Annotated in this window: 23 protein-coding genes; 17 read left to right on the top strand and 6 right to left on the bottom strand. The window is 66.7% G+C overall.

All coding sequences use genetic code 11. The features are described from left to right. The first annotated feature begins 18 nt into the window (after positions 1 to 18). The 7 genes from UCD39_RS24985 to UCD39_RS24955 all read left to right on the top strand — a co-directional run bounded on the left by UCD39_RS24985 (position 19) and on the right by UCD39_RS24955 (position 9,963). Positions 19 to 261 carry an Lrp/AsnC ligand binding domain-containing protein gene (locus UCD39_RS24985; RefSeq protein WP_330498328.1) on the top strand — a complete coding sequence of 81 codons (243 nt, stop codon included), beginning with the start codon at positions 19 to 21 and terminating at the stop codon, positions 259 to 261. 233 nt (positions 262 to 494) lie between these two features. Beyond that, positions 495 to 2,798 (top strand): LPS-assembly protein LptD, encoded by a 2,304-nt coding sequence (locus UCD39_RS24980; RefSeq protein ID WP_330498327.1) that lies wholly within the window; start codon positions 495 to 497, stop codon positions 2,796 to 2,798. A gap of 93 nt (positions 2,799 to 2,891) precedes the next feature. Then, a complete protein-coding gene (locus UCD39_RS24975; protein ID WP_330498326.1) occupies positions 2,892 to 3,509 on the top strand; it encodes a glutathione peroxidase in 618 nt (205 codons plus the stop codon). Positions 3,510 to 3,649: 140 nt separating this feature from the next. Next, the gene (locus tag UCD39_RS24970; protein WP_145730094.1) at positions 3,650 to 4,414 is read left to right on the top strand and encodes a PilN family protein; all 765 of its coding nucleotides are present in this window, start codon (positions 3,650 to 3,652) and stop codon (positions 4,412 to 4,414) included. 667 nt (positions 4,415 to 5,081) lie between these two features. Further along, positions 5,082 to 5,402: a hypothetical protein gene (locus UCD39_RS24965; protein WP_330498325.1), complete on the top strand. Its 321-nt coding sequence runs from the start codon at positions 5,082 to 5,084 to the stop codon at positions 5,400 to 5,402. A gap of 83 nt (positions 5,403 to 5,485) precedes the next feature. Then, positions 5,486 to 9,175, top strand: a complete 3,690-nt coding sequence (locus UCD39_RS24960) for a hypothetical protein (RefSeq protein WP_330498324.1) — start codon at positions 5,486 to 5,488, stop codon at positions 9,173 to 9,175. 50 nt (positions 9,176 to 9,225) lie between these two features. Beyond that, positions 9,226 to 9,963 carry a hypothetical protein gene (locus UCD39_RS24955; RefSeq protein WP_330498323.1) on the top strand — a complete coding sequence of 246 codons (738 nt, stop codon included), beginning with the start codon at positions 9,226 to 9,228 and terminating at the stop codon, positions 9,961 to 9,963. A gap of 95 nt (positions 9,964 to 10,058) precedes the next feature. On the opposite strand, the gene UCD39_RS24950 is transcribed toward UCD39_RS24955, so the two are convergent. From UCD39_RS24950 to UCD39_RS24940, 3 genes are read right to left on the bottom strand one after another with little or no spacing between them, the layout of a single operon-like run. Next, positions 10,059 to 10,292 (bottom strand): intermembrane phospholipid transport YdbH family protein, encoded by a 234-nt coding sequence (locus UCD39_RS24950; protein WP_330498322.1) that lies wholly within the window; start codon positions 10,290 to 10,292, stop codon positions 10,059 to 10,061. Further along, positions 10,283 to 12,034: an intermembrane phospholipid transport protein YdbH family protein gene (locus tag UCD39_RS24945; protein WP_330498321.1), complete on the bottom strand. Its 1,752-nt coding sequence runs from the start codon at positions 12,032 to 12,034 to the stop codon at positions 10,283 to 10,285. Before UCD39_RS24945 ends, UCD39_RS24950 begins: the two co-directional genes overlap by 10 nt. Further along, entirely contained in the window at positions 11,989 to 12,552 is a 564-nt protein-coding gene (locus UCD39_RS24940) for a hypothetical protein (RefSeq protein WP_330498320.1), read from the bottom strand. The genes UCD39_RS24945 and UCD39_RS24940 overlap by 46 nt, the downstream gene beginning before the upstream one ends. A 356-nt stretch (positions 12,553 to 12,908) precedes the next feature. Between UCD39_RS24940 and UCD39_RS24935 the strand changes: the two genes are divergently transcribed. The 5 genes from UCD39_RS24935 to flgH all read left to right on the top strand — a co-directional run bounded on the left by UCD39_RS24935 (position 12,909) and on the right by flgH (position 16,992). Continuing rightward, positions 12,909 to 13,385 carry a peptidylprolyl isomerase gene (locus UCD39_RS24935; RefSeq protein ID WP_330498319.1) on the top strand — a complete coding sequence of 159 codons (477 nt, stop codon included), beginning with the start codon at positions 12,909 to 12,911 and terminating at the stop codon, positions 13,383 to 13,385. A gap of 297 nt (positions 13,386 to 13,682) precedes the next feature. After that, entirely contained in the window at positions 13,683 to 14,402 is a 720-nt protein-coding gene (gene flgF / locus UCD39_RS24930; RefSeq protein WP_145730091.1) for a flagellar basal-body rod protein FlgF, read from the top strand. A gap of 37 nt (positions 14,403 to 14,439) precedes the next feature. After that, complete coding sequence (gene flgG, locus UCD39_RS24925; RefSeq protein WP_330498318.1) at positions 14,440 to 15,225, top strand: flagellar basal-body rod protein FlgG; 786 nt, start codon at positions 14,440 to 14,442, stop codon at positions 15,223 to 15,225. 25 nt (positions 15,226 to 15,250) lie between these two features. Beyond that, positions 15,251 to 16,225 carry a flagellar basal body P-ring formation chaperone FlgA gene (flgA, locus tag UCD39_RS24920; protein WP_330498317.1) on the top strand — a complete coding sequence of 325 codons (975 nt, stop codon included), beginning with the start codon at positions 15,251 to 15,253 and terminating at the stop codon, positions 16,223 to 16,225. 11 nt (positions 16,226 to 16,236) lie between these two features. Continuing rightward, entirely contained in the window at positions 16,237 to 16,992 is a 756-nt protein-coding gene (gene flgH / locus UCD39_RS24915) for a flagellar basal body L-ring protein FlgH (RefSeq protein WP_330498316.1), read from the top strand. A 220-nt stretch (positions 16,993 to 17,212) separates the two neighbouring features. Here flgH and UCD39_RS24910 read toward each other — a convergent pair whose 3' ends face one another. Beyond that, on the bottom strand, positions 17,213 to 18,688 hold the full coding sequence (locus tag UCD39_RS24910; RefSeq protein WP_330498315.1) for a methyl-accepting chemotaxis protein: 1,476 nt from the start codon (positions 18,686 to 18,688) through the stop codon (positions 17,213 to 17,215). Between the two features lie 414 nt (positions 18,689 to 19,102). Between UCD39_RS24910 and UCD39_RS24905 the strand changes: the two genes are divergently transcribed. Then, entirely contained in the window at positions 19,103 to 20,098 is a 996-nt protein-coding gene (locus UCD39_RS24905; RefSeq protein WP_330498314.1) for an AraC family transcriptional regulator, read from the top strand. A gap of 37 nt (positions 20,099 to 20,135) precedes the next feature. On the opposite strand, the gene dksA is transcribed toward UCD39_RS24905, so the two are convergent. Then, positions 20,136 to 20,555 (bottom strand): RNA polymerase-binding protein DksA, encoded by a 420-nt coding sequence (dksA, locus tag UCD39_RS24900; RefSeq protein WP_145730085.1) that lies wholly within the window; start codon positions 20,553 to 20,555, stop codon positions 20,136 to 20,138. 277 nt (positions 20,556 to 20,832) lie between these two features. After that, complete coding sequence (locus UCD39_RS24895) at positions 20,833 to 21,255, bottom strand: flagellar assembly protein FliX (protein WP_330498313.1); 423 nt, start codon at positions 21,253 to 21,255, stop codon at positions 20,833 to 20,835. A gap of 415 nt (positions 21,256 to 21,670) precedes the next feature. Between UCD39_RS24895 and UCD39_RS24890 the strand changes: the two genes are divergently transcribed. The 4 genes from UCD39_RS24890 (at position 21,671) to UCD39_RS24875 (ending at position 26,158) form a co-directional block, all read left to right on the top strand. Next, positions 21,671 to 22,762 carry a flagellar basal body P-ring protein FlgI gene (locus UCD39_RS24890; RefSeq protein WP_330498515.1) on the top strand — a complete coding sequence of 364 codons (1,092 nt, stop codon included), beginning with the start codon at positions 21,671 to 21,673 and terminating at the stop codon, positions 22,760 to 22,762. Next, entirely contained in the window at positions 22,762 to 23,232 is a 471-nt protein-coding gene (locus UCD39_RS24885; RefSeq protein ID WP_330498312.1) for a rod-binding protein, read from the top strand. The genes UCD39_RS24890 and UCD39_RS24885 overlap by 1 nt, the downstream gene beginning before the upstream one ends. Then, entirely contained in the window at positions 23,229 to 23,732 is a 504-nt protein-coding gene (locus tag UCD39_RS24880; protein ID WP_330498311.1) for a hypothetical protein, read from the top strand. The genes UCD39_RS24885 and UCD39_RS24880 overlap by 4 nt, the downstream gene beginning before the upstream one ends. A gap of 299 nt (positions 23,733 to 24,031) precedes the next feature. Then, positions 24,032 to 26,158 (top strand): flagellar hook-length control protein FliK, encoded by a 2,127-nt coding sequence (locus UCD39_RS24875; protein ID WP_330498310.1) that lies wholly within the window; start codon positions 24,032 to 24,034, stop codon positions 26,156 to 26,158. Positions 26,159 to 26,177 lie beyond the last annotated feature (19 nt).

Below are 26,177 nucleotides of genomic sequence, written 5' to 3'. Positions count from 1 at the left end.
GAGGCTTGAAAGCATCCCATGCAGACCATCTTCGTGCAGATCAAGTGCGAGCTGGGCAAGGCCTATGACGTGGCCGATTCGGCGGTGGAGACCCTGGAAGAGGTGTCCGAGGTGTACTCCATCTCCGGTCAATATGACCTGATGATGAAGTGCTATCTGGCGGACGGGGCCGATATCGGCCATTTCGTCACCCAGCGCCTGCAGACCCTGCCGGGCGTCAAGGACACCTTCACCATCATCACCTTCAAGGCGTTCACCTGAGACTCCCGCCGGTCCGCCGGCGGACCGGGATCGCGCGGCGGACGCCGACGATATCGGGAGATGCGCCCGTGGAACGGGCCAGCCGTGTTGACTTGGCCCACGGCATGGGCAAGAAGGTGATCCATGAAGCGGAGCAAGGACATCGGCCACATGGCCTGGAACGGCGGCAGCCCCACCCTTATCGGCGGGCCCCTGGACGAAACCCTGGGCGACCCGTTGAGGAGTGTGTCCCGTTGAACGCATGCCCCCTGATCGCCTCCCCGCTGACGACCCGGCCCCAAGGCAAGCGTGCCGCCGTCATCGGTGCCCTGATGGTCGGCCTGCTGTCGACCACGGCGCTGGCGCAACAACAGCCGGCAGCGGCCACGCCCCCTGGGGCCACCCCCTCTGGGGCGCAGGCGGCCACACAGCCCCCCAAGAAGGACCAGCCCCCCGTTCTGCTGGAGGCCGACCAGGTCGATACCGACAACGAGCTGGGCATCACCACGGCCACCGGCAATGTCCAGCTGTCGCAGGGCGGCCACGTCGTCCTGGCCGACACCATCAGCTACAGCGAGCGGACGAACGTCATCACCGCCAGCGGCCACGTGGTCATGATTCAGCCGGATGGCGAGGTCATGTTCGGTGATTACGCGGAGCTGACGGAGGACCAGAAGCAGGCTTTCGTCGACCAGTCCCGCATGCTGTTGCAGGACAACAGCCGCCTGGCCGGGTATCAGGCGGAGCGCATCGACGGCCGCTACACCCGGGTCACCCGCGGGACCTACAGCCCGTGCAAGCTGTGCGAGGACGATCCGACGCAGCCGCCCACGTGGCAGATCCGGGCCAAGCAGGTGACGCACGACAGCACGTCGCACGACATCTACTTCCGCGACGCCACCATCGAGGTGGCGGGCGTTCCCATCACCTACCTGCCCGCCTTCTCCATGCCCGATCCCTCGGTGGATCGGCGCAGCGGCTTCCTGACGCCCACCATCGGCTACAGCAGCAACCTGGGCATGTTCGCACGGGTCAAGTATTATTACGACATCTCGCCGGACAAGGACCTGCTGTTCGACCTGACGCCCAGCGCCAATGACGGCCTGCTGATCGGCGGCAAGTATCGGGAGCGCTTCACCAACGGCTATTTCGAGGTGCAGGGCGCCGCGACCTACGCCGAAAACACCCAAAGCTCGAGCACCGGCACCATCAGCCCCAAAGAGCTGCGCGGCTGGGTTCAGGGCATCGGGCGCTTTGACATCGATGACGCCTGGCGTTGGGGCTTCGACCTCAACCGCGTCACGGATGACAACTTCCTGCTGCGCTACAGCTACAGTTCCGAACAGCTGCTGACCAGCCGCCTGTATACCGAGCGCTTCGCCGGCCGCGACTATTTCAACGCCGGCATTTACGGCTTCCAGGACCTGCGCCCGGCCAATACGCTGGAAGAGCCGGTGGCCCTGCCGCTGATCACCTACAGCGCCATGGGCGAGCCGGGTGAGACGCTGGGCGGCCGCTGGTCCTATGACGCCCAGATCCTGGACCTATGGCGGGAGCAGGGCACCCGGTCCCGCCGGGCCTCGCAGGTCGCCGGCTGGCAGGGTGACTACACCAACAGCCTGGGCATGGTGACGACGGTGAACGCCCTGGTGCGCACCGACGGTTATTCCATCGCCAACCAGGAGAACAGCGTCACCGGGGACCGCGAAAGCTTCAACCGCTTCCGCATCTTCCCCCAGGGCCAGATCATGACCCGCCTGCCCTTCGTGCGCGACGATGGCACGGTGTCGGAAATGATCGAGCCCATCGTGGCCTTCACCGCCGCGCCCAACTATCACAACAGCCGCGACCTGCCGAACGAGGACAGCGAGGATATCGAATTCGATTCCACCAACCTGTTCCGCCTCAGCCGCTATCCCGGCGTCGACCTCCTGGATGGCGGCCAGCGCGTCACCTACGGCATTCGCGCCGGCGTGTACGGCAACGGCGGTGGCAGCAGCACACTGTTCTTCGGCCAGAGTTACCGTCTGCAGCACAACACCGATTTCGCGGTCAATTCCGGCCTGTACAGCCGTCAGTCGGACTACGTCGGCCGCCTGGAGCTGACCCCCAGCCCCTGGATGGACGTGAGCTATGGCTTCCGCCTGGATCCGACCACCGGCGCCCAGCGCATGCATGACTTCACCGGGTCGTTCGGCCCGTCGATTTTCCGCGTGTCCGGCAGCTATCTCTACATCAACAAGCTGGAACTGCAGAACGGCACGGTCGCCGACACCACCACCAACCTTCAGGAAGTCAGCGGCGGCGTCAGCTCGTCCTTCCTGAAATACTACACGGTGGCACTGTCCACCCGGTACAACCTGGCCGAGGGCGGCGGGCCCGTGTCCACCAGCCTGACCACGACCTATCAGGACGACTGCTACACCTTCTCGCTGATCATGGAGCGCGACTATTCCCAGCGCATCGGCATCGCGTCGGGTAACCGCATCTACTTCCGCATGATCTTCAACAAGCTCGGCATGTTCGTCAGCCCGGCCTTCACCGGCACCGCGCACTGACGCATCGGCGTCGGCGGGCATCGGGCCCATAGTTCCGTATCGCGATCCGGCGGGCTCCCGGCAGGGGCCCGCCCACCCCGAGGGAGAGAACCGATGCCCGCTTCCCCGCCTAACCGCCGTTCCCTGTTCCGGGGCCTGGCCCTCGCCGCCCTGGCCGTCGCTGGCATGGCCGCCACCGGCCTGGTCACCGCCCAACGGGGCGATGCCGCCGCGGCCCTGCCCAGTTCCGCCGCCGGCTCCGCCTATGACTACAAGTTCACCTCCATCGATGGCGACCCGCTGCCGCTCAGCCAGTTCAAGGGCAAGGCCATCCTGGTGGTGAACACCGCCTCGCTCTGCGGCTTCACCCCCCAGTACAAGGGGCTGGAGGCGCTCTACACCGCCTACAAGGACAAGGGCCTGGTGGTGCTGGGTGTGCCGGCCAACGACTTCCTGGACCAGGAGCCGGGCAGCAACAAGGAAATCAAGCACTTCTGCGAATCCACCTTCGCCATCGACTTCCCCATGACGGAAAAGGAAGTCGTGACGGGCGACAAGGCCCACCCCTTCTACAAATGGGCCAGCGCCGCCAAGGGGGCGCCGAAGTGGAACTTCCACAAGTACCTGATCAGCCCCGAGGGCGCCCTGATCGCCGCCTTCCCCAGCCGGGTGGAGCCGGAATCGCCGGAATTGAAGGCCGCCATCAACGCGGCGCTGCCCCATAACGGCTGAGACCCAATCCGTTTGGTCATGGTTGGTGTCGACGGCGACCGCCGCCGCCGACGGTATAAGGCCGACAGCCGCTTGAGTTTGCGGGGCGGCCCCGCTAGGGTCAGGCCCGGGAGACATCGTTTCCCGGGCTTACTAATTCCTTGTTCTCCCTGACCTATCTGCTGGGTGTTGGCGCCACCATGAGTTATGGCCTCTATGATTACAGCCGCCGGGCCCGCCGCCGTTTCTGGGGGCGTCTGGGCAAGTTCCTGCTGCTGGCCGGCGTTGTCGGCGTGGCCTGCGCCTTCAGTTACGAGGTGGGACAGGAACAGCTGATCCGGCGGGAACAGAACCTTCAAACCCAGCTGAACCAGGCCCAGGCCTCCAAGGAAGAGACCGAGCGCAAGGTCGCCCAGTTGCAGGCGGCCCTGCAGACGGCCGAGGTGCGGGTGAGTGAGCTGCAGGTGCGCTATGACCGCGACGTGCCGACCGGTGACCTGGGCCGGCTGAAGGATCTGCTGGCCAAGAAGATGGTGGAGGGCGTCGATGCCGGCCGCCTGGCCCTGATCATCGAGCAGACGGGCACCCCGCGTTCCTGCGGCAAGGCGGAGACCAAGCGCTTCGTGCTGTCGACCTCCCTGTACAAGGGCCCCAACACCTCGGCCGGCTTCGCCGATGGCGCCATCACCGTCTCGGGCGAAGGCGCCACCTCGCGCAGCCCCGATGGGGCGCCGCAATCCTGGTTCGATCCGGCCAAGCCCGTGACCCTGAAGTTCACGGACAAGAACGGCAAGGAAACCCAGACGACGGGTATGCTGCCGCTACAGCATTCGGTGATCATCGATGACACCGAATACCGCTTCAAGATCAGCCCCGGCTCACGCTCCTTCGTCGACGTCGTCGGCGATCACTGCCCCTTCCCGTAAAGGTCCCTGAAGCGCCGGGCGCGGGCGTCCGCGGCTTGTGCTCTCGAGTATGCCGGCCAAGCCCATGGCCTGGACCGGACCACCTTGCGGAGACACTGGATCTGCCTTGGATGCCGGCTTCCAGGATCACAAGGGGCTGCATCTTCTTCGCCATGGGGCGGGGCTTCAGAAAGCCTGGGAAGCCACCTCCCTTGTGCGACAGCTCGGACGGCCGCCCACCGCAGCCAGCATGCTGCGATAGTTGAGCGTCACTGCTCCATTTATTCGTCAGATGGCGCTCACGCTCAAACGAAACAGCTTCCTAAAGCACGAGCCAACGCCGCGCGTCGCATCCGGGACCTCATCCCACTAGCCCCGCCCTCACCAATCCCGCGGCGGTCCACCCCCAATTCGTCAAAACCTCCGTGCAGAGATACTAGCGCCATGCCCGTAAAACCCAATGCGACCACTCCTTAACGATGGCCCGCGCGCGGCGTGAGCAGATTTGTCGCCATGTGCTGTGGCATGTCGTCCCAATGTCGAGGTTGATAATCCCTAGTTGAATAAACTTTTGAATGAATATATCATCAAATAACTCGCATACCGGGAGTGGTTCCTTTTTATAACGATTTATAATTGTTCACTGTACCGCTCCCTGCGCAAAACCGAGCCGAGTCTGGAGGGTATCATGCCGATTGGTGTCCAACTGAACGCCGTTTTTAACATCGACAGCAACACCTATACCGCCAGTATGAGCCTGCCGACCGCCGCCCCGACCGGCGCGGCGCCGTTCCTGTTCAAGGTCACGTCCGCCCCGACCACGACGCCGACCAATTTGACCACGCTTCTCACGGTCGCCGTCGGCAGCACCAGCGAGGTCTATGTCGCGATCGCTCCGCCCGCCGACCTGATCGCCGCAGCGGCCGGCAGCAACATCGTGTCCGCACTCGACGTGGTCGTGTCGGAAGGCACCTTCGACCCGAGCAAGGGTACCTTCAGCTCGACCTGACCCTAGCACCGCCACGCCCGGCAGCACGGGAGCGGGCCGGAGGTTCGCCCCGCCGTTCGCCTCCACCGCGGAAGACCGATGCCATGCAGGTCGGTGTCAGTGGGACTTTTGAATTTTCCGAGATCTTCGGGGGGCGTCTCGACTTCACGACCGGATGCACTCTGGTCATCGCCAACGGGTACAGCCTGATCTATGCCGAGATTACCGATCTCGACATCATCGCCGCGCTGAATCAGGCTTTCGATCTGGGCTTGGCCGGCCATTCGCTGACGGTGGCGTCGGCCGGCTTCTTCACCTTCTCCGACCAGGCCGGGGGCTCGCCCGGCAAGGTGCTGAGCGCAGCCTTCCCAAACGCTCCCGTGCCGGCTAGCGTGGCGAATACCGCGACGCCGGTAACCAACACGACCAGCCTGTGGCTGACCATCGATCTGGGCAGCGGCAATGCCGGCCTGTTTTCGAGCCTGGTCGACATGAACGTGGCGAGCGGCACCGCGATCTCGCTGGCCGCCACCTTCACGTCGAACACCAAGGCGGCGACCGCGATCAAGAGCGCCACCTATAGCATCAGCCTCGACGGCAAGGTCCAGCTCTTCGATATCTTCACGCTGCAGGATATCGTCCTCAATTACAGCGTCGCTGCCTCGACCCGGATCGCGGTCAGCGGCACGGTTGCCTTGTCGCTGTTTGGCAGTGATTTCACCTTCAAGGGCGATATCCTGTCCGACAGCGGCGTGCAAGCGGTTACGGCCGACATCACGGCCGAGGGTAAGGCCGATCTTTCATCGTTGTTCGGCGGCGCCTTTACCAACGTCTCGTTCAGCGACCTCGCTTTCAACCTCTATTACCCCTACGGCAAGAACAAGGCCGCCGCGCAGTTCATGATGCGCGGCACGTGTGATTTCGCCGGCCTGGTCTTCACCGGCCTGCTTTATATGCAGGGTTCGACCCCGGTGCTGGGCAGCGTCGTCTTCACCCAGTCGGCCTCAATCTCCACGCTGTTCGACCAGTGCATCCCGAACGGCAGTTGGCCCTCGTCGCTGATTGACCTCACGCTACTGGCCGGGTGCCAAGTTTATTACAACAACACCAGCGGACCGCTGACCCTGACGCTGTCGAACGACGGGACCGGCCCGACCGTGCTACCGGTGCCGACGCCACCGGGCGGCGGGACGGGCGCGCTGGTGCCGCCCAACCCCACCCAGGTAACCTATGCAAAGGGCTTCAACCTCGCAGCCACCTTCGTCCTGACGCTGCTGGACAGCATTGATGTCGCGGGCACGGTCGTGGTCAACGGCAATGGCGTTACCGCCGCGATCGATATCGACGACCCGATCGACATCTATGTGTTGCAGATCACCCGCCAGGGCGACGCGACCAAGGGACCGGTGCTCTCCATCAGCACCGGCGGCAGCCGGGGCAGCATGGGGTTCAGCGGGGCGCTGCTGTTCTTCTCGGAGCCTTTCGGCGTCAATGCCACTGTAACTGCCACGCGCAACGCGCGGAACAATCTGCGGATCACCACGACTCTGTCGCCGACGCGGAATTACCCGCCGCTGCTGAAGACGTCGGACTCCTTGTCGTTTTCATATAGCGCCGACACCGGCTTCCAGGTCACCAACTGGCCGGCGATCCAGGCGGTCCAGGACCTGATCGATTTCATCTCGGTCCTGACGACAATGTCCGCGAAGAAAGGGTCCGGCTGCGGGGCGATCGCCGATTTCATCCAGGGTGAGCTGCTGACGCAGAGCTACAGCATGGTGCCGAGCTTCAGCACCGACGACGGCGGGCTCCGCCTCCACCTCGACATCAGCTACTCGCTGAGCTTTGCCGGCACGCAATTCGCCACGGTCAAGTTGAAGAACGCGTTCGTCATCCCCATCCCCTCCAACGTCACACTCGACAGCAGTAGCCCGAACTATCTCTGGACCGTGATCATCGACGCCATCGGGGCGGCGGCGGAATCCTTCGTTCAGGCGCTGCTCGACGATCCCGAAGCGACCGCCAAGTTCTTAGTCCTGACGGCCGGTCAGCAGGCGGTGAACTATGCCGCGACCCTGGCCTGCCTGGGCTTGGCGGGCGGCGGCGCGGAGGCCGGCGCGGAGGCGGGTTCGGCGGCGGCGGGTTCCGGCCTGGGAACTGCGGGCGTCTCGGTGGCGGCGGTCGTCGCCGGCGTGGCCGGTATCTTCTCCGGCGGCGGTGGCAGCGGCGGCGGTGGTGGCGGGGGCGGTTCGACACCGCCGGCGGCACCGACCCATCTCGCCATCGCCATCGACGGCTCCCTCGTCACCGCCAGCTGGTGGCTCATCGGCGGGGCGCATTCCTACCGCGCGACGCTCAGCGATCCCAGCGGCGTGATATTGGCAGATAGCGGTTCGCTGTCCTACAGCACGACGAGCTACACCTTCGCCAACGCGCGGCCGCCCAAGACGCTGCCCGCCCTCTGCACCGTCGCGGTGACGGCAAGCAATCCGGCCGGTACCGGCCCGCCGGTCAACACCAACGTCACCTATCTCAATGCGCCGAGCGGGCTGACCCTCACCGCCGCCGCCCCGCCCGCGCCAACGGTCGAGGTGACGCTCGGCTGGCAGTCGGTCACCGGCGCCAGCGGCTATATCGTCGATTTGTCGGGCGGCAAGATGGCCCGGCTGATGGCAAAGGGCCCGTCACTGCCGTTGAGCTTCGCCCCGACCGACCCGCCGGGCGCCTATGCCGTGACCGTGACGGCGCTGGGCAGTGCGCAAGCCATCGGCAGCCCGCCGTCAGCGCCGCTCAGCCTCACCCGCCTGGCAACGCCGAGCGGGCTCTCGCTCAACGCCGGTTCCCTCGCCATCACTGCCCAGTGGACCGGCACGGGCGGCGGCTCCTATGCGCTGTACTGGACCGATCCAGCCGGCAAGACGGGGGTGCAGAGCGTCGCGGCCAGCCCGGGAACGCCCCAGCAGGGCCGCATTCCGCTGCCTAGCCCAGTGCCGACCGGACGCTGGTCCATTGCCGTCCAGGCGCTGCCTCCCGTAGGGTCCGGCACGGTCGTCGCCAGTGCTATCAGCCCGTTGCAAAGCGTCACGGTGGCCGCGCCGCAATCGGCGCAACAGCTGGCGGCCGCGTGTCATGCTGCTGGCTTGGCGGGGGTCGCCTGCGGCCTGCGGCTGATCCAGGCCTTCCCAACGCTGGATGCGCAAGCCCTCGCGATCGCGATGGCCGCCGGTGGCTACGAACCTGCCGGAACGGCCGACGGGCTACATGCCGCGTTCCCGAACATCACGCCCAACGCCCTGGCGCAGGCGCTGACCGCCGCCTATCCGCCGCCGCCGCAGACCGCGGCGCAGTTGGCGGCGCGTTGCCACGACGACAATCTGTCGGGCGCCGCCTGCGGCCTGCGACTGATCCAGACCTTCCCAACGCTGGACCCGCAGGCCCTCGCGATCGCGATGGCCGCCGGTGGCTACGAACCTGCCGGAACGGCCGACGGGCTGCATGCCGCGTTCCCGAACATCACGCCCAACGCCCTGGCGCAGGCGCTGACCGCCGCCTATCCGCCGCCGCCGCAGACCGCGGCGCAGTTGGCGGCGCGTTGCCACGACGACAATCTGTCGGGCGCCGCCTGCGGCCTGCGGCTGATCCAGGCCTTCTCAACGCTAGACCCGCAGGCCTTGGCGATCGCGATGGCCGTTGGTGGCTACGAACCTGCCGGAACGGCCGACGGGCTGCATGCCGCGTTCCCGAACATCACGCCCAACACCCTGGCGCAGGCGCTGGTGGCGGCTTACCCCTGAACCACCGAATGGCCGCGCCCCCGACCCACCCCAACAGAGGAGTTCTCACGATGTCGGACATTTCCCCCCTGGTCGAGTCCCTCTCAAATTCCAAGGCCGCCGGCCTGTCTCCTGTTGCGGCGGCGGCTTTGGTGGCGCAGGCGTGCGCAGGCGGCAGCGGTGCCCCGCCGTTTGAGATCAGCCCGGAAAGCCTGGCGCAGGCTTTGGAGCAGGTGTTCCCGGGCAGCCTCACGCCGGCCGAGCTGGCGCAGATCATCCATACGCAATTCCCGGATTTGCCGGCGCTCGGCGTGGCCGAGGCGGTGCTTGCCGGTCTGCCCGGCACCAGCCGGGCGGACATGCTGGCCGCTCTGGTCGGCGCCGGCCTGCCGGCGAACGACAGCCAGGGCGCCGTCAACATCCTCTATCCGGTTACTATCGCCATCCAGGCCAACCAGGCTTGGCAGGCGGCCGGCGTGACCCTGACTGGACAGCAGGTCACCCACCTCGCCTTCGTCAGCGGCTCCTGGTCTGCCAATCCCGCGGACGGCACGACCGGACCCGATGGCTATCCGCAGTTTCCATCGGCCAGGCCCGGCTATACCCTGCCCACTGCGCCGCAGGGAGCGATGATCGGGCGCATCGGCAACAATGCGCCCTTCCTGGTCGGCAGCGCTTATGTCGTGCAGCCCGGCCCAACCGGCGATTTGTCGCTATGCATCAACGACGATCTCGACGGGCGCTACGGCATGGGGCTGCGTGACAATTTTGGCGCACTGACCTTCACCATCACGACCACGGGGAGTTGACAGCTGAATTGTTCTCGGTTCGCAGCCCATTTTGTTCCCTGTAAACCTAGGGCGGACGCGATCGTTGGCCTACGACGGTCCAAGACCCTTGCTTATTAATGCCGCTCCCGAATGCCGGTGGCGGACAGGTCGCCGGCATCCAGTTCAAGATCGAGGTCGACCGGGTAGCCGCCGTAGAATTCCGGGTTCACGCCGCGCAGCAATAGACGCGCACGCGGGTCGATCAGAATGGGTCCCGTCGGCTGCATTGTCAGGGCCTGGTAGTCGTAGTCGGCCAGCGCCCGGGTGACCAGGGCGACCTTGCCGTTGTGGTCCGGGTTCAGGACCACGGGGATCCCGGCCTCCCCCCGGACCGGTCGCTGTAACCGATGTGGCCCGGCCCTTCCGCTTCCAGCCCGCCATAGGTCAGCACCGGCGTCAGCCCCTCAAAGCGTCCCAGCAGACGGCCGCCCAGCGTGCCCTGGAGCGTGTAGCCCGCCGCCGACCAGCCCGGCAGCGCCCGGGCGAGGTCCACCCCGCTGACGGTGGCGCTAAATCCCCCGTCCTCGTCGGGGGCCAGGTGGACATGACCACCGGCCCAGCTCAGATCACCCCCCTGAAGCAATACCCGGCCATCGGCCAACTGGAACTCCACCCCGACATCGCCCATCGCCAACGCGGCGCCGATCGCCTTGGCCTTGAGGCGCTGCGCCGGTGGGCTGTGCAGCGGGAACAGCCCGTCCAGCGTCACCTGGCCGTCCAGGCCGTCGATGGACAGACGCGGCCCAAACAAGCTGACCCCCTCGGCCCGCAGATCGCCGGAGCCCGCCAAACGCCCCTGGTCCCAGGACAGCCGGGCGCCACCGGCAATGGTGCCCAACCCGCTTATCGGTGCCGCCAAGCCGGCGCCCGGCAGCAACTGGGTCAGGTCCGGCACAGCCGAGAGGGTCAGCGGCTCCAGCACCGCCGCCGCCTCCCCCCGCTGATCCGCCGCCGTCCAATGCCCACTCACCCCCAGGACCAGCGGCGTGCCCAGCCCCCGGGCCTGGCCGGCCAGCGTCAGCGTGCCGGCGGGATCGCCCGACAGGGTGACCGCCAGGGCCAGGGGCGGCAGCACGGTCCCCTGCACGCGGCCCCCATCCAGGGTGACCTGCCAGGGACTGCCCCGATGGGTGCGATCAAAGCCGGCGGACAGGTGCGCGCCTTCCAGGCGGGCGTTGAGCAACACGGGGGCCGCCAGCGAGGCGGCGGTGGCCTCCAGGGTGCTCAAGCCGCCCGCGTCCCAGTCGGCGGCGGCACGCAGGTCGGTGGTGCCACCGGCGACCAGGGGCGCGTTGGCCGGCCCCAGCCGCCCCACCACCGCACCCTGCACATCCACATGGCCGCGCCGCTCCTTGCCCAGCCCACCCCGCCATGTCACCGCCAGATGGCCATCCGCGCCAGGGTCCCAGCCCAGGCTGACGGGCGTACCCTGTCCGTCCCGCAAGCGCCCTCCGGCCTGCGCCGGACCGACCAGGGCCAACGTCCAGGCTCCGTCGCCCCGCGGCGTCGCGGTCGCGGTGAGGCTCAAGAAGGATGCCATCAGGGGCAATTCCGGCGCCGTCACCCCCTCCGTCGACAAGGCGAGGGCCAGCGCGCGCCCATCAGCGGTTCCAGTCAGCGTCAGTTGGCCGGAACCGCTCCAACCCGCGGCCGCAGGAGTGCCGGTTCCCTGGGCCTTGACCACCACGCCCCACGGCGCCGCTGCCGTCCCCACCGGATGCTGATCCCCCACCCAGGGCCGGGCGCCCTCCAGCGTCAGGTGGGCATCGGGCGTGTCGACGATGGCGCTGATCGTCCAGCGGGCGGTGTCGCCCCGCCCCACAAATTGGCCGGTCATATGCCCGGCCACGGGGCCTGGCCAATCGCGGACCCGCAAGCCCGTCACCGTCAAGTCGGCCTTGGTCGTGTTGTCGCCACCGGCGGCCACGGTGCCAGATACCTGCGGTCCGGCACCCGGCGCCGGCTCCACCGTCAGTTTGAGCCCATTCTGCGTCCTGGACAGGTTCAGGGCCAGGGCGCATGCCGGCCAGCCTTCCCCCGGTTCAAGCACCGCCTGGCCCTGCCAGCCGGTCGGCGCTCCCCCCGTCCCTGCCGGTCCAGGGTGGCGTTCACCACCAGCGGCACGGACCAATCACCGTGAACCACCTGCGCCGCGCCGATTTCGACATGGTCGATGGGCATGTCCATCAGCCGGGCCAAGGCCTGGCCATCGACAAGCCCGGCATCCACGCTGACGCCCGTCAGGGCCAGGCGCGCGGGTGTGCCCCACGGGACCAGGCCGGTGAAGGTCACCAGCGCCGTGTCCGCCTCCAGCCCGGGTTGCAGGCGCACGCCCGCCTCCAGCCAGCCCCAGCCGGCATGGCGCACCGTGACCTGCGCCTGGGGAAAACCGGCCTCGACCAGGGCCGCCGCCAGCCGCGGCTCCGCCGTTGCCGGCAAAAACAGCCGACCGGCCAGAATGGCCCCGGCGACGGCGAGGCCAGCCGGCGGCAGCGCCCATAGCCATCGCTTGCCCCAAGGCGGCAGGTGCCGCCGGGGCTTGGCGGCCCGGATGTCGGGCGGCCGCATCCCAGGCGGCGGCCGTAATGGGGGTATGGACATGAGGGCGTACCGATCCCTTCCCGGCCCCGGTGGCACCCGGAACCATGGTGGAGAGTGACAAGACAGGCGACGGTGGACAAGCCAGGACGCAGCCCCCTGCGCCCGGCATGAACCTCCATCACGCGGTCCCGATCGACCTCCCATGCAAGGTCCTTGCCGTTCCTGCCCCCTGGCCATTTCGGCACCCCCATCCGGCAACCTTGCCACAGGCAGGGGGCGGCTCCGCCACAAGGGCGGTTCAAATCGGCGGGCGGGGGCGCTATGGTCCGACGACCGGCAAAGCCGGATACGGACGCGCCCACCACAAAAACGAGCTTCCCAAAATGGATTTTGAGAACACCCTGTATCTCGACCTGCCTGCCGGCCGCGTCGTCATCGCGCTCCGCCCCGACCTGGCCCCCAACCACGTCGCCCGCATCAAGGAACTGGCCCGCGACGGCTTTTACGACGGCCTGAGCTTCCACCGCGTCATCGAGGGCTTCATGGCCCAGGGCGGCTGCCCCACCGGTGACGGCACTGGCGGTTCCGGCAAGAAGCTGAAGGCGGAATTCTCGGCCGAACCGCACGTTCGCGGCGTCTGCTCCATGGCCCGCGCCATGAACCCGGACAGCGCCGACAGCCAGTTCTTCATCTGCTTCGACGACGCCACCTTCCTCGACCGTCAGTACACCGTCTGGGGCAAGGTCACCGAGGGCATGGAATTCGTCGACGCCCTGAAGAAGGGCAGCCGCGGTAACAACGGCAGCGTCACCGACCCCGACCGGATCGTGAAGATGCAGGTCGCGGCCGACGCCGCCTGACCCCAACGGTCCGTATCCCGGGTTCAAGGCCCGGGTTCAAAGGTTCGACCGCCCGCCCCCCTTAGGGGGGCGGGCGGTCCGCGTTTGGGGATGGGGTAAAAACAGCCGCCCAGGGCGGCTGGGGCAGGCAAGGTTCGGCAGAAACTGCCGCAACGGCCCTTCCCTGCCGGTCATGCCGACCCAGCACCCAGATAAGTTATTGATTTTCCTAAATCTCGAATGTTGGCATGCCCCCTGCATATAGGGAGGCGACTAACAAGCGGCCGGCATCGACCGGAAGCAGCGTTCGAGGCGAAAATGGAAAACCCGATTTACGTGGCGCTGTCCCGTCAGGAAGCGCTGTCCCGGCAGCTGGATGTGGTGGCGAACAACATCGCCAACATGAACACGACGGGCTACAAGCAGCAGCGCATGCTGTTCCAGGAGTACCTGGAAAAGCCGGCCCGCGGCGAACGGGTCTCTTTCGTCCAGGACTACGGCCTGATGCGCGACACCCGCGCCGGCGCGCTGCAGGTGACCAACAACACCCTGGACTTGGCGCTGAAGGGCGACGGCTACTTCACGCTGGAGACCCTGTCCGGCCCCCGCTACACCCGCGCCGGTAATTTCCAGCTGAACGACCGCCGCGAACTGGTGGACCAGAACGGGCTTCCCGTGCTGGACACCAACGACAACCGCATCACCATCCCCGATGGCGCCACCGACATCAAAATCCAGGGCGACGGCACCGTCATGGCCGACCGCGCCCAGCTGGCCAAGCTGAAGATCGTCAGCTTCGACGACCAGCAGCAGATGCAAACCCTGGGCGGCGGCCTGATGACCACCACCCAGACGCCGCGCCCCTCGGCCAACCCGCAGGTGACGCAGGGCGCCATCGAGGCCTCCAACGTCCAGCCCATCGTCGAGTCCACAATGATGATCGACGTGCTGCGCCAGTACCAGATCGCCCAGAAGCTGGTGGAAGAGGAACACGATCGCATCCGCAACGCGATCACCCACCTCGCCAAAGCCCAATAACGCACCCGTGACGCCGAAGAATTAGGAGACACAGATCATGCGCAGCCTCTCCATCGCCGCCACGGGCATGCAGGCCCAGCAGACCAACGTCGAAGTCATCTCGAACAACATCGCGAACATGACGACGACGGGCTTCAAGCGTCAGCGCGCCGAGTTCCAGGACCTGCTCTATCAGAACATGCGCCGCGTCGGCTCCAACTCGTCCGACGCCGGCACCATCGTCCCCACCGGCATCCAGATCGGCGCCGGCGTGAAGACGGCCGCCGTCTACCGCATCAACGAGCAGGGCAACATCAACACCACGGGCAACAGCCTGGACCTGGCCATCAACGGCAACGGCTTCTTCCAGGTGACGCTGCCCAACGGCCAGATCGCCTACACCCGCGCCGGTTCCTTCCAGCTGAACGCCAACAGCCAGATCGTCACCTCCGACGGCTATCTGCTGAACCCCGGCCTGACCATCCCGCAGAACGCGGTGGACATCTCGGTCGACGCCTCGGGCCAGGTGCAGGCCAAGATCGACGGCCAGGTGAACCCGGCCATCGTCGGCCAGCTGACCCTGGCCAACTTCCCCAACGCGGCGGGCCTGGAGGCCATCGGCGACAACCTGCTGCTGGAAACCCCGGCCTCGGGCCAGCCCGCCACCGCCGTCCCCGGCTCCACCGGCTTCGGCCGCATCACCCAGAACGCGCTGGAAACCTCGAACGTCAACGTCGTGACCGAGATCACCAACCTGATCCAGGCCCAGCGCGCCTACGAGATGAACTCGCGCGTCGTCACCACGACGGACCAGATGCTGCAGTCCATCACCAACATGAAGTGATGACGGCGGATAGCGGAGAACAGTCATGAAAGCCTTGGCCACCATCCTGCTGGGCACCAGCATCCTGTTCAGCGCCGGCGCCGCCACGGCCGCCGACCTGCATGGCGATGTGGATGTCAACGCCGACACCATCCACCTGGGCGACCTGTTCGACGCGCTGGGCCCCAACCAGGCCACCATCGTCATCGGCCAGGCCCCCGCCCCCGGCCACCGCATCACCTACGACGCCTCCGTGCTGGAGCGCATCGCCGCCGCCAACGGCGTCGATTGGAAGCCCGCCGGCAATGAACGCGTGATCGTCAGCCGCCCGTCGGTGGACGTGACCGCCGACCAGATTCAGGCGGCGTTCACCAAAGCCCTGGCCGATGCCGGCGCGCCGGCGGGCATGGAGGTGCAGCTGGACAATCCCGGCACCGTCCTGCGCCTGCCGGCCAACAGCGACAGCAGCATCGGCTTCACCAATGTGAACTATGACGCCGCCCGCGGCCGCGCCACCGGCGACCTGGTGATCCCCGCCAAGGGCGAGCCCGTCATCCGCCAGAGCTTCGGCGCCCGCGTGGCCGTCATGGTCACCCTGCCGGTACTGAACCGCCGCGTCGCCCCGGGCGAAACCATCGCCGCCAGCGATGTGGAATGGACCAAGGTGCCGCGCACCCGCATCAGCGGCGACGTGGTGACCGAGGCGCGCGACCTGATCGGCCTGACCGTGCGCCACGGCGCCAGCCCCTATCAGCCGGTGCGCACCGATGAGGTGCGGGCGCCGGTGGTGGTCACCCGCGGCGCCGTGGTCACCATGATGCTGCAGTCGGGCAACATGACCCTGACAGTCCAGGGCCGCGCCCAGACCGAAGGCGGCATCAACGAGATCATCCGCGTCACCAACACCGCCAGCAACCGGACCATCGATGCCCGCGTCGCCGGCCCCAACCTGGTCATGGTGCAGCCGGCGGCCCAAGCCCCCGTCGCCGCGACCCGCACCACCCGTACCGCCCTGAATTGAGGAGAGACATCATGCCTGTGCCTTCCACCATCCGCGCTCTCCTCATCGCCACCGTCGCCACCGTGGCCTTGAGCGGCTGCGGCGCCGTCGACCGCATCAACAACATCGGCAAGGCGCCGGACATGAGCAACCTGTCCGACCCGACGACCCAGAAGGGCTACCAGCCGGTGCGCATGCCCATGCCCACCCCGCCGGTGCTGGAGCGGCAGGCCAACTCGCTGTGGCGCCCGGGCGCGCGCGCCTTCTTCAAGGACCAGCGCGCCAGCCAGACCGGCGACATCCTGACCATCTCGATCTCCATCAACGACAGCGCCAACGTGTCGGATGAGACCAAGCGGTCGCGCGCCAATTCCGACAGCATGGGCATTCCCAATTTCTTTGGCCTGGAGGCCCAGATCCCCAAGGTGCTGAATTCCAAGACCAGCGCCTCCAGCCTGGTGTCCACCTCCAGCGCCAAATCGTCGGACGGCAAAGGCACCGTCGCCCGCTCCGAACAGATCGACCTGAAGATCGCCGCCCTGATCACCCAGGTCCTGCCCAACGGCAACCTGGTCATCCAGGGCAAGCAGGAAGTGCGCGTGAACTACGAACTGCGTGAGCTGACCATCCAGGGCATCATCCGGCCCGAGGACATCGACAACACCAACGCCATTTCCTACGAGAAGATCGCCGAAGCCCGCATCTCCTATGGCGGTCGCGGCCAGATCACCGACGTGCAGCAGGAACGCTATGGCCAGCAGCTGCTGGACGTGCTGCTGCCCTTCTGATCGAACTCAGCTCTTCGATATCCAGCGATCCGGCGGTGCCCCCGCCGCCGGGTTTCCCCATCACACCGCCGCCGGCGATGCCGGTTCCCCTTTCCATTTTCGCCTGTTAGTCCCCCTGTCCACGGGGCTTCTGTGGACCTTGTTGACCTCGAACAAACTAAAAAGGGCCGGTGTCGCATGCACCGGCCCTTCTTTTATGAGGGTAGGATAAAGGCTGGGCTCAGCGGGCCAAAATCCTGGCGGCCTCCTTCGTCCGGGACACCGCCTGGCCCACCTGCTGATTGGCGGCCGATATATTGGAAAGGCTGCGGGTCACCGTTTCAACGGCACCGGCGGTCTTCTGCATATTCGACGACATGTCCCGGGTCACGGCGCTCTGCTCCTCCACCGCGCTGGCGGTTGAGGCCACGAATTCCCGAACCGCGCTGATGGACTGCCGGATGGCTTCCAACGAGGTGACCACATCGTCGGAGACCGCCTGCATCCCCCCGATCTCCTCCGAGATTTTCTGGGTGGCGCTGGCCGACTGGTTGGCCAAATTCTTCACCTCTGTGGCGACCACGGCGAAGCCCTTGCCCGCATCACCGGCACGCGCGGCCTCGATGGTGGCGTTCAGGGCCAACAGATTGATCTGCCCCGCGATGGACCGGATCACGTCCACGACCCCCTCCATGGACTTGGCCACCTCGGCCAGGCGCTGGGTGGCGGCGTCCGCGCGCAGGGCCAATTCGGCCGTGCTGTCCGTCGCCGACCGGGACTGCGCCATGCTCTGCGCGATCTCACGAATGGAGGCGGCCAATTCCTCGGCACTGGACGCCATCATCTGGACCGCGCCCGATGTTTCGCCCGCGGCGTGGGCGGCATCCTCGGATTGGCGGCTGGATTGAGCCACGGCCTGATCGATTTCACCGAAGTTACGGTCGATCAACACCTTGAGGTCGACCATCATCTGGACCTGGGCCGTGATGTCCGTGGCATACTTCACCACCTTGAAGGGGGTGCCGTTCAGGTCGAAGATCGGGTTATAGGACGCCTCGATCCAGATTTCCTTGCCGCCTTTGCCGATGCGCTTGAACTGCGCCGCGCAATAGTCGCCCCGCCGCAGGTCCCGCCAGAACGCCTGATACTCGGCGCTCTCCCGCATCGCGGGCTCCACGAACATGCTGTGATGGCGGCCCTTGATCTCGTCCAAGGTGTAGCCAACCGCACCCAGGAAATTGCTGTTGGCCGTCAGGATGGTGCCGTCCATCGAGAACTCGATAACGGCCTGCGCCCTGTTGATCGCCTCCACTTGGCCCCGCATGTTGACGTATTCCATCTTCTGCGCCGTCACGTCCGTGGCGAATTTGACCACCTTGAACGGACGCCCGCTCGGGTCGCAAATCGGGTTGTAGGAGGCCTCGATCCAGACCTCCTTCCCGCCCTTGCCGATCCGCTTGAACTGTGCCGCCTGGAACTCACCCCGCCGCAGCGCTTCCCAGAAGCGGGCGTAGTCGGCGCTCTCCTTGACCTGCGGCTCGACGAACATGCTGTGATGGCGCCCCTGGATCTCCCCCCATGTATAGCCCATGGCCTTCAGGAAGTTCGCGTTCGCCGCCAGGACGGTACCGTCGAGGGCGAATTCGATGATGGCCTGGGACTTGTCCAAAGCGGCGAGCTTGCCCGCCAGTTCAAGAGTGCGACGCGTTCCAAACATGAGGAAGCCTCCTAATAATTGTTTTGTGACCAATCTATTCCGAGTCATTATGTCTCATTGACAAATTTCAATGGCGATTGGTCGCGCCAGACGACCCTCTCATAAATCCGTTAACGGCATGTTTAAAGAAAATATTGGATCACTATAATTAAGTATGTAATCGAAAGCATAGATATTTTCATGTTTGGTTAAAGGTTATTAATATTTTTACTGCTTTTCAATTATAAATTTTTACTATATACCACCCAACAATCACCTTTCTTGGCCAGTAGCGCCAGGTCTTGGCAAAAAATGCCAAATAGGCAGTCCAATCGGCTAGGTTTTGCCCACGCTGTGGTCACGGCGACTTGGGCATGATAAGCGTTATGCGGATTGTGTGCGGTTGGTTTAACCGAACGCGAGGATGCCACGCCCTTGAGCACAGAACGGATAAGCAAAGGCGGCGCAAGCCTGCCGCTGGCCCATCATCTCTCGTTCAAGACCTCGACGGTGGACGAAGCCATCGCTTTCGCCGAAGGGCGCTTGGCGGCGACCGCCTTGAGGGCACCCATCGGCGCACCGGCCTGCGACATGCGGGCAAACCACTGCCCTCTAGCCGAAAGCGACCTTTGGTTCTGCGCTTATGATTTTCCCGTCACCCTGCGTTTTTCCGAAGGGGCCTACCTGCGCCTGCAAGTGCCCTGGACGGGACATGGCGTGACGAGGACGGCCAACGCGGACGTCGCCTTGGCCCCAGCCATGGCGTGCATCTCCTCCGCCGACGCAACGATCGACTTCCACCAGGACTTCCAGCAATTCGCCTGGCGGGTGCCCGTCGTCACCTTGACGCGCAAACTTGCCTCGCTGGCCGGTGAAGCGATCACGGGGCCGCTGCGGTTCGACGCCCCCCTGGATCTCCAGTCCCCCGAGGGGCAGACGCTGAAAGGGATTCTGATCAACCTGGCCAATGCGGCCGACCACCTGTCAGGACCAGCCGGCCAACTGGTTCTGAAAGAGTTGGAACAGGCGCTGGTGACAACCCTGCTGGTCACGGCCCGGCACAACCATCAGCACCGTCTCGAAGGCCCCGCCCAGGGAATCGCCCCTTGGCAGGTCCGCCGTGCCGAGGAGTTTATCGCGGCCCACGCCGAGGAACCGCTGACCATTGAGGACATCGTCGCGGCGACGGGGGCCAGCGCGCGCAGCGTCTTCCGGGCCTTCGCGCAACACCGCGGCTATTCGCCCATGGAGTTTCTGAAACGGATACGGCTGCAACGGGCTCGGCGCCTGGCTGAAAGCGGCGCCGCCGCCCTCACCGTTACCGAGATCGCGCTGTCCTGCGGCTACGCCGACTTAAGCCATTTCAGCAAGGACTTCCTGGCCGCTTTCGGCGAGTCCCCGTCGGCGGTCCTGCGCAGGCATCGCGCCTAAAGCTGGGGCGGCGGTTCGAAGACCGCCGCCAAGCACCTCAGTCGTCGCGCTGCGTGCGCTCCATCCGTTCGTGCCGTTCCTGCGCTTCCACCGACAGGGTGGCGATGGGGCGGGCTTCCAGCCGGCGGACGCCGATGGGCTCCCCCGTCTCTTCGCAATAACCGTACTCGCCCAGTTCGATTCGCTCGATGGCCTCGTCGATCTTGCTGATCAGCTTGCGCTCCCGATCCCGGGTGCGCAGTTCCAGCGAGCGGTCGGTCTCGGCGGAGGCGCGGTCGGCGATGTCCGGTTCCTGGATCCCGCCATCCTGCAAGCTGACCAGGGTTTCAGTGGACTCTTTCAAAAGCTCCGCGCGCCATTGCAGCAGCTTCTGACGGAAATACTCCGTCATCACGGGGCTCATGTACGGCTCATCCTCGGACGGGTGGTAATCCGGGGGAAGTATCGGAGACGACATATGTTTTGGTCCGAATCCAGTGTGATCGAGACGGCGCGGAGTATAGGGAGAGCGCACGCAACCCGCAATACTGACCGCAGCCTCACAAGGCCAGGTTTAAGCTATTGATAGCAATGACGATTGTCACCGCGCCCACCCAAAGCGGGAGCGCGGCCAGCCATTTGGATTACCGGTATTAAGCATATGAGAATAGGGCGGTTGGCCCAAGGACGGGTCCCGGGGGATGCGCCGGCCCGGCCAGCCCCGGCGGCGCCCCGGCGAAGCGGCACAACGGTCCTCAGCGTTGCGCCGATTCGAACTTGGCCAGTTCCACCTGGGCCCGCAGGTCGATCTCGTCCAGCACCTCTTGCAGGCGCGGGTCGGAAACGGTGTCGCGCCGGCTCTGCACCATGCGCACCAGCTCCTGCAGCCGTTCACGCGGGAAGGTACCCGCCAGCAGGCCCAGGCGCAGTTCCTCCAGCTTGTCCAACAGCGTCTCCGCCCGCTGGCGCGCCTTGCGCTTGGCGTTCAGGGCGTCGTCCACCTCCTGCAAGGCCAGCAGGGGGGTGATGGCCATGGCGGTCTGGGCGCCGGTCACCGACTTGGCGCTCTCATCACCATCGCTTTCCGACACATGGGTGCGGAAGCTGTCGCCACCAGCCCGTTGCGTTTTGCGCGTCTGGCTGGTGGGGAGGGAGGAACCAGGACCTTCGATCTTCATGTCGTGCCGCCACCGCAATCAGGGCCGGCCGCCCGGCGCATCCGGACCGATGCCCCGCCAGCCCAGGTTTAAGGACCGGGAAAAGGGGCAATTCCGCCGGTTTGGCGGGCCTGCGGCCTGTCTTATTGTTACCACCCGTGGGGAAGAGCCGCATAGGGCAAATTTTGCCGGGGATAAACCGCCGCCGCCGGCCCATTCCCCCCACCCGAAACACCGGCGTCCACGGGACGGCGCGCCGCATTCCCCGCGCCGCGCCTGGGAATCCGCCGGATTTGGGCGCATGCTGAAGTTGGCATGAAGTTCGCTTAAGGGATTGGCATCTGTTTCAGGGAGTATCCCGCCCGTGTCCACCACCGCCCCCACCCGTCCCGCCGCCACCGCCTGGGGCCAGGGCCTCAAGCGCGCCGCCGCCGCGATGGCCGCAATCCTGCTTCTGGCCCTGGGCGCCGCCCAGCCCGCCCAGGCGCAGTCGCGCCTGAAGGATATCGTGGATGTGGAGGGCGTGCGCGACAACGTGCTGGTGGGGTATGGCCTGGTCGTCGGCCTGAACGGCACGGGCGACACCATCAACAACGCGCCCTTCACGCAGCAGAGCCTGTACGGCATGCTGGAGCGCCTGGGCGTCAACATCCGCGGTACGACGCTGACCACCAAGAACGTGGCGGCGGTGATGGTGACCGCCACCCTGCCCCCCTTCGCGGCGCAGGGAACCCGCATCGATGTGCAGGTGGGCACGCTGGGCGACGCCAAGAGCCTGCAAGGCGGCATCCTGGTGGGCACGCCCCTGCTGGCGCCTGACGGCGACGTCTACGCGGTGGCCCAGGGCCCCGTGGCCATTTCCGGCTTTACGGCCCAGGGGGCGGCCGCCAGCGTCACGCGCGGCGTCCCCACCGCCGGGCGCATCGCCGCCGGCGCGCTGGTGGAACGCACGGTCGACTTCCGGATGTCCGACATGCAGGCCCTGCACCTGGCCTTGCACAACCCCGATTTCACCACGGCCAAGCGCGTCGCCGACGCCATCAACGCCGCCATCGGCACCGGTACCGCCCTGGCCATGGACCCGTCCAACGTGACGGTCAACGTGCCGGCCGGCCGCAAGGCGGACCTGGTTGGCTTCATGCGCGATATCGAGCAGTTGCGGGTCGCCCCCGACAACCCGGCCACCGTGGTCATCGACGAGGCGTCGGGCGTGATCGTGATGGGCGAGAACGTGCGCATCAACACGGTCGCCATCGCCCAGGGCAACCTGACCATCAAGATCACGGAGACGCCGCAGGTTTCCCAGCCCGGCCCCTTGAGCAACGGCACCACCACCACCGTTCCCCGCACCAACATCCAGGTCGACGACGGACAGGGCAAGAAACTGGCCATCCTGCCCTCCGGCGTGTCCCTGCAGGACCTGGTGCAAAGCCTGAACGCCCTGGGCGTGAGCCCCCGCGACATGATCTCCATCCTGCAATCGATCAAGGCCGCCGGCGCCCTGCAGGCCGAACTGAAGGTGATGTGATGAGCGACGAGATGAGGTTGTCGCCGCCCGGCTACGACGCCAAGGCCCTGATGGACGCGAAGGGCACGCCCAGGCCGCAAGGCGCCGGCGATGGAACCAAGGACGACGCGGCCGTCGAGAAGGCGGCCAAGGAATTCGAATCCGTCTTCATCAGCCAGATGTTGCAACACATGTGGGAAGGCGTGGAGGTCGATCCCAACTTCGGCGGCGGCCACGCCGAGGAAATGTTCCGCGGCATGATGATCGAGGAACAGGCCAAGGCCATCACCAAGGGGGGTGGCCTGGGCATCGCCGACGAGATCAAGAAGGAGATGGTGCGCATGCAGGAAAAGGCGGGCGCCACCGACCCGCTGCGCCGGCCACGGAACGCCTACGCCCAGGCGCAGGCGAGCCTGGCCCAGCATATGCCGCTGGACACCACGGCGGACGCCCCGGCCGCCACCGGCACCGCATCGGATGACACCCCATGACCCCCACCGACATCGTCTTCCCACCCCTGGCCCCAACCTCGCCCCCGGCCGGCCCCGGCGCGGCGGAGGCGCGCGCCCAGTCGCTGATCTCCGCCATGGAACGGCTGATGGCCCTCTACCAGGAGGAAACGGCGCTGCTGAAGAAGCGCGACATCAAGGCCATGCTGGCCCTGGTGGAGCGCAAGCACCTGCTGACCAAGGGGTATGAGGACGCGGTGCGCATCATGAGCCTGGACATGGCCGGACTGCGCGCCCTGGATCCGGAACTGAAGACGCGGATGACAAGCCTGGCGGAGGTGTTCCACCGCGAGTCCATGGAGAACGCCACCGCGCTGCGGGCCGCCGCGGCCGTGGCCCAATCGGTGGTCAACATCATGGTCAACACCATCAACAAGCAGCGCAACCAGGAACAGGGCTACGTCGCCAGACATGGCGCCGCCCGGCCGGCGGGCTATCGCCGCGCCGGCATTCCGCCCTTGGCCGTGAACCAGTGCCTGTGAGCGCGCGCTCGCGCCGCTGAGCCCCTCCCCCGCCCCGGCCGTGAGCCGGTGGCGGGCTTTGGCGCCTGAGCCGCCTGATGGGGCGGCAGAATCTGCCCCCTGCGGCAATAAGCTCCCTCTCCCACCGCCGGCCGACACGCGGCACCGCATGCCGCTTCGGCCAACATCCGCCGGAAACCTTGGTTTCGCCGGCACGAGATCCTGGCACGTCGATTGCTTTCCTTGGGCGATGGGCACTTTTGCCCGTCACCATCCCTGCCATCCCGGTGGGGACCTGCCTCGGCCCAAGGAAGCGACACATGACCGGTTTCCAGCCCGTTCAGAGCCTGTTCCCCACCCAGGGGACATCCGTGGCCGGCATCCTGGGCGGCGGAACGGCGGCGGGCGGCGACGGCGCCACGGATTTGTTCACGCAATTGCTGAGCGGCATGGTCGAGGCCGACAATGTCGGCAGCCAGTCCACCGGCCAGGGAACCGCGTTCCTGGGGGCGAGCCAGGGCGCGGCATCCCCCTTCACGCCCTCCACCGTGCCCTTCGCCACCGGCAAGGCGGGCGCGGCCGGCAAGAACGGCGTCGCCCCGGCGGGAACCACGACGGGAACGGCCGTGACGGCGCTCATGACCGGGATCACCGCCAACAGCCCCTCCGCCTTGCAGGCGGGCACCGGTTGGACACAAACCCATTGGTCGGCAGCGACCGCCACGACGGACGCCGTCACGACCGGGGATGGCAAGGACGCCGCCACCAGCCCGGACGGCACGGCCACCGATGCCACGCTGGCCGCCTTGGCCGCGGGCGCGCAACAACAGCCTCTGCCGACACCGGCGCCCACCCCTGCCGCGTCCACCCCTGCGGCGACCGGCCAAGCGGCACAGGATGCCACCAAGATCGCGGACCTCACCGCCGCCAAGGGCGCCGATGCCGCGCTGGCCCAGACGGCCGCAGGCCAGGCGCCCCTGCCCCAAGGCGGCACCACCGAAGCCCTGTCCGGCACCAAGGCGCAGACTGAAGGCGCCGGGACCGCTGCCCTGGCCGGCATGACACCCGTGGGGCAGCCCACGGCCGCCGACGCCACGCTGGCCGCCCAGGCCGCCGCAGCCCTGGCGGCCGGCCAAGCGACGACCACGCCCGCCAAGGGCAGTGCGGCCGCCAGCGCCGCGACCTCCCTCGCCGTGGCTGACCAGAAGGCCGCCGCGTTGGCGGCAGGCACCCCGGTGGCCAGCGCCCGCGCCACCACCGCTGGCGCCACGCCAGCCCCCACCACCTCGCCGGCCCCGACAGCCGCCACGGCGCAGGCCCAGAAAGCCCAGACCGACGCCGCGGCGCTGGCCGCCACGACTGCCGCCGTCGCCGCCGGCACGGTGGACGCCAAGACGGGCAAGGCCGAGGGTGTCTCTGGCTCGGGCCTGAAGGGCGGCACACCCAACAAGGCCAACGCCAAGGGCGATACGGTCAAGCTGCCGGGTGTCAGCGTCAGCGCCACCGCGACCGACCAGAAGGCCGGCGCGGCCGATACGGCGGACCAGACCCGCCAGCAGACGGCCGACAGCGCCACCGATGGCAACGGCAGCAATGGCCTGCTCGCCAACACCTCCGGTGAGGGGATGATCTACGCCGATGCCCACACGGCGGCGGCGGCGCCCCTGACCAAGATGGGCGATGCGGCGGCACCGGCGGCGGCCCCCATGGCGGCCCTGGCCACCGTGGCCGGCGGCAACACCGTCGCGACCGCCACTCAAACGGCCACGGCGACGGCCCAGGCCACCCTGCAGACTTTGCTGCAACAGCAGCAGGCGGGCCGCACCAACACGGCAAGCAATGGCCTGCTGGCGACGACCGAGAACGGTCTGCTGCCCGCCGCCGCGGAAACGACCAGCACATCCACCTCGACCAGCGACGCGGCGCTGAACGCCAGCGGCTTCATGGGTCTGGTCGACGGCCAGCACACCTTCGCCACCGGCTTCGCCGCGCAAATGGCGGGCACCAGCCAGGCGGCGCGCCCGCCGCAATACCCGCCGGTATTGCAGCAGGTGACCATGGGCTTCCAGAAGGCCGCCAGCAACGGCATGGACAGCGTCACCATCCAGCTGTCCCCGGACGACATGGGCAGCATCGATGTGAAGCTGGACTTCCACAAGGACGGCAAGGTTCACGCCAGCGTGACGGCGGACAACGCCAAGACGCTGGACCTGCTGCAGCGCAATTCCGACGACCTGAAGAACGCCCTACAGGACGCCGGCCTGCAGACCGACAGCGACAGCCTGTCCTTCAACCTGAAGGACGACAGCGAAGCCCAGCAGCAGCAGGAACGCCGCGGCGGATCACGCGGCCAGCAATTCTCCATGGACGACACGGCGACCACCGAGGACGCCGCGTCCGAAAACATCATCATCCCCTCGCTCGGCCGCGTCGACGTGCGGATCTGAGGAATAGGCTTCAGGGAGT

The sequence above is a fragment of the Nitrospirillum karajorum genome, from assembly GCF_036348415.1.
GTDB classification, from domain to species: domain Bacteria; phylum Pseudomonadota; class Alphaproteobacteria; order Azospirillales; family Azospirillaceae; genus Nitrospirillum; species Nitrospirillum amazonense_B.
Note: the sequence above shows the minus strand (reverse complement) of the source record. Positions and strands in the feature narration are given on the sequence as shown.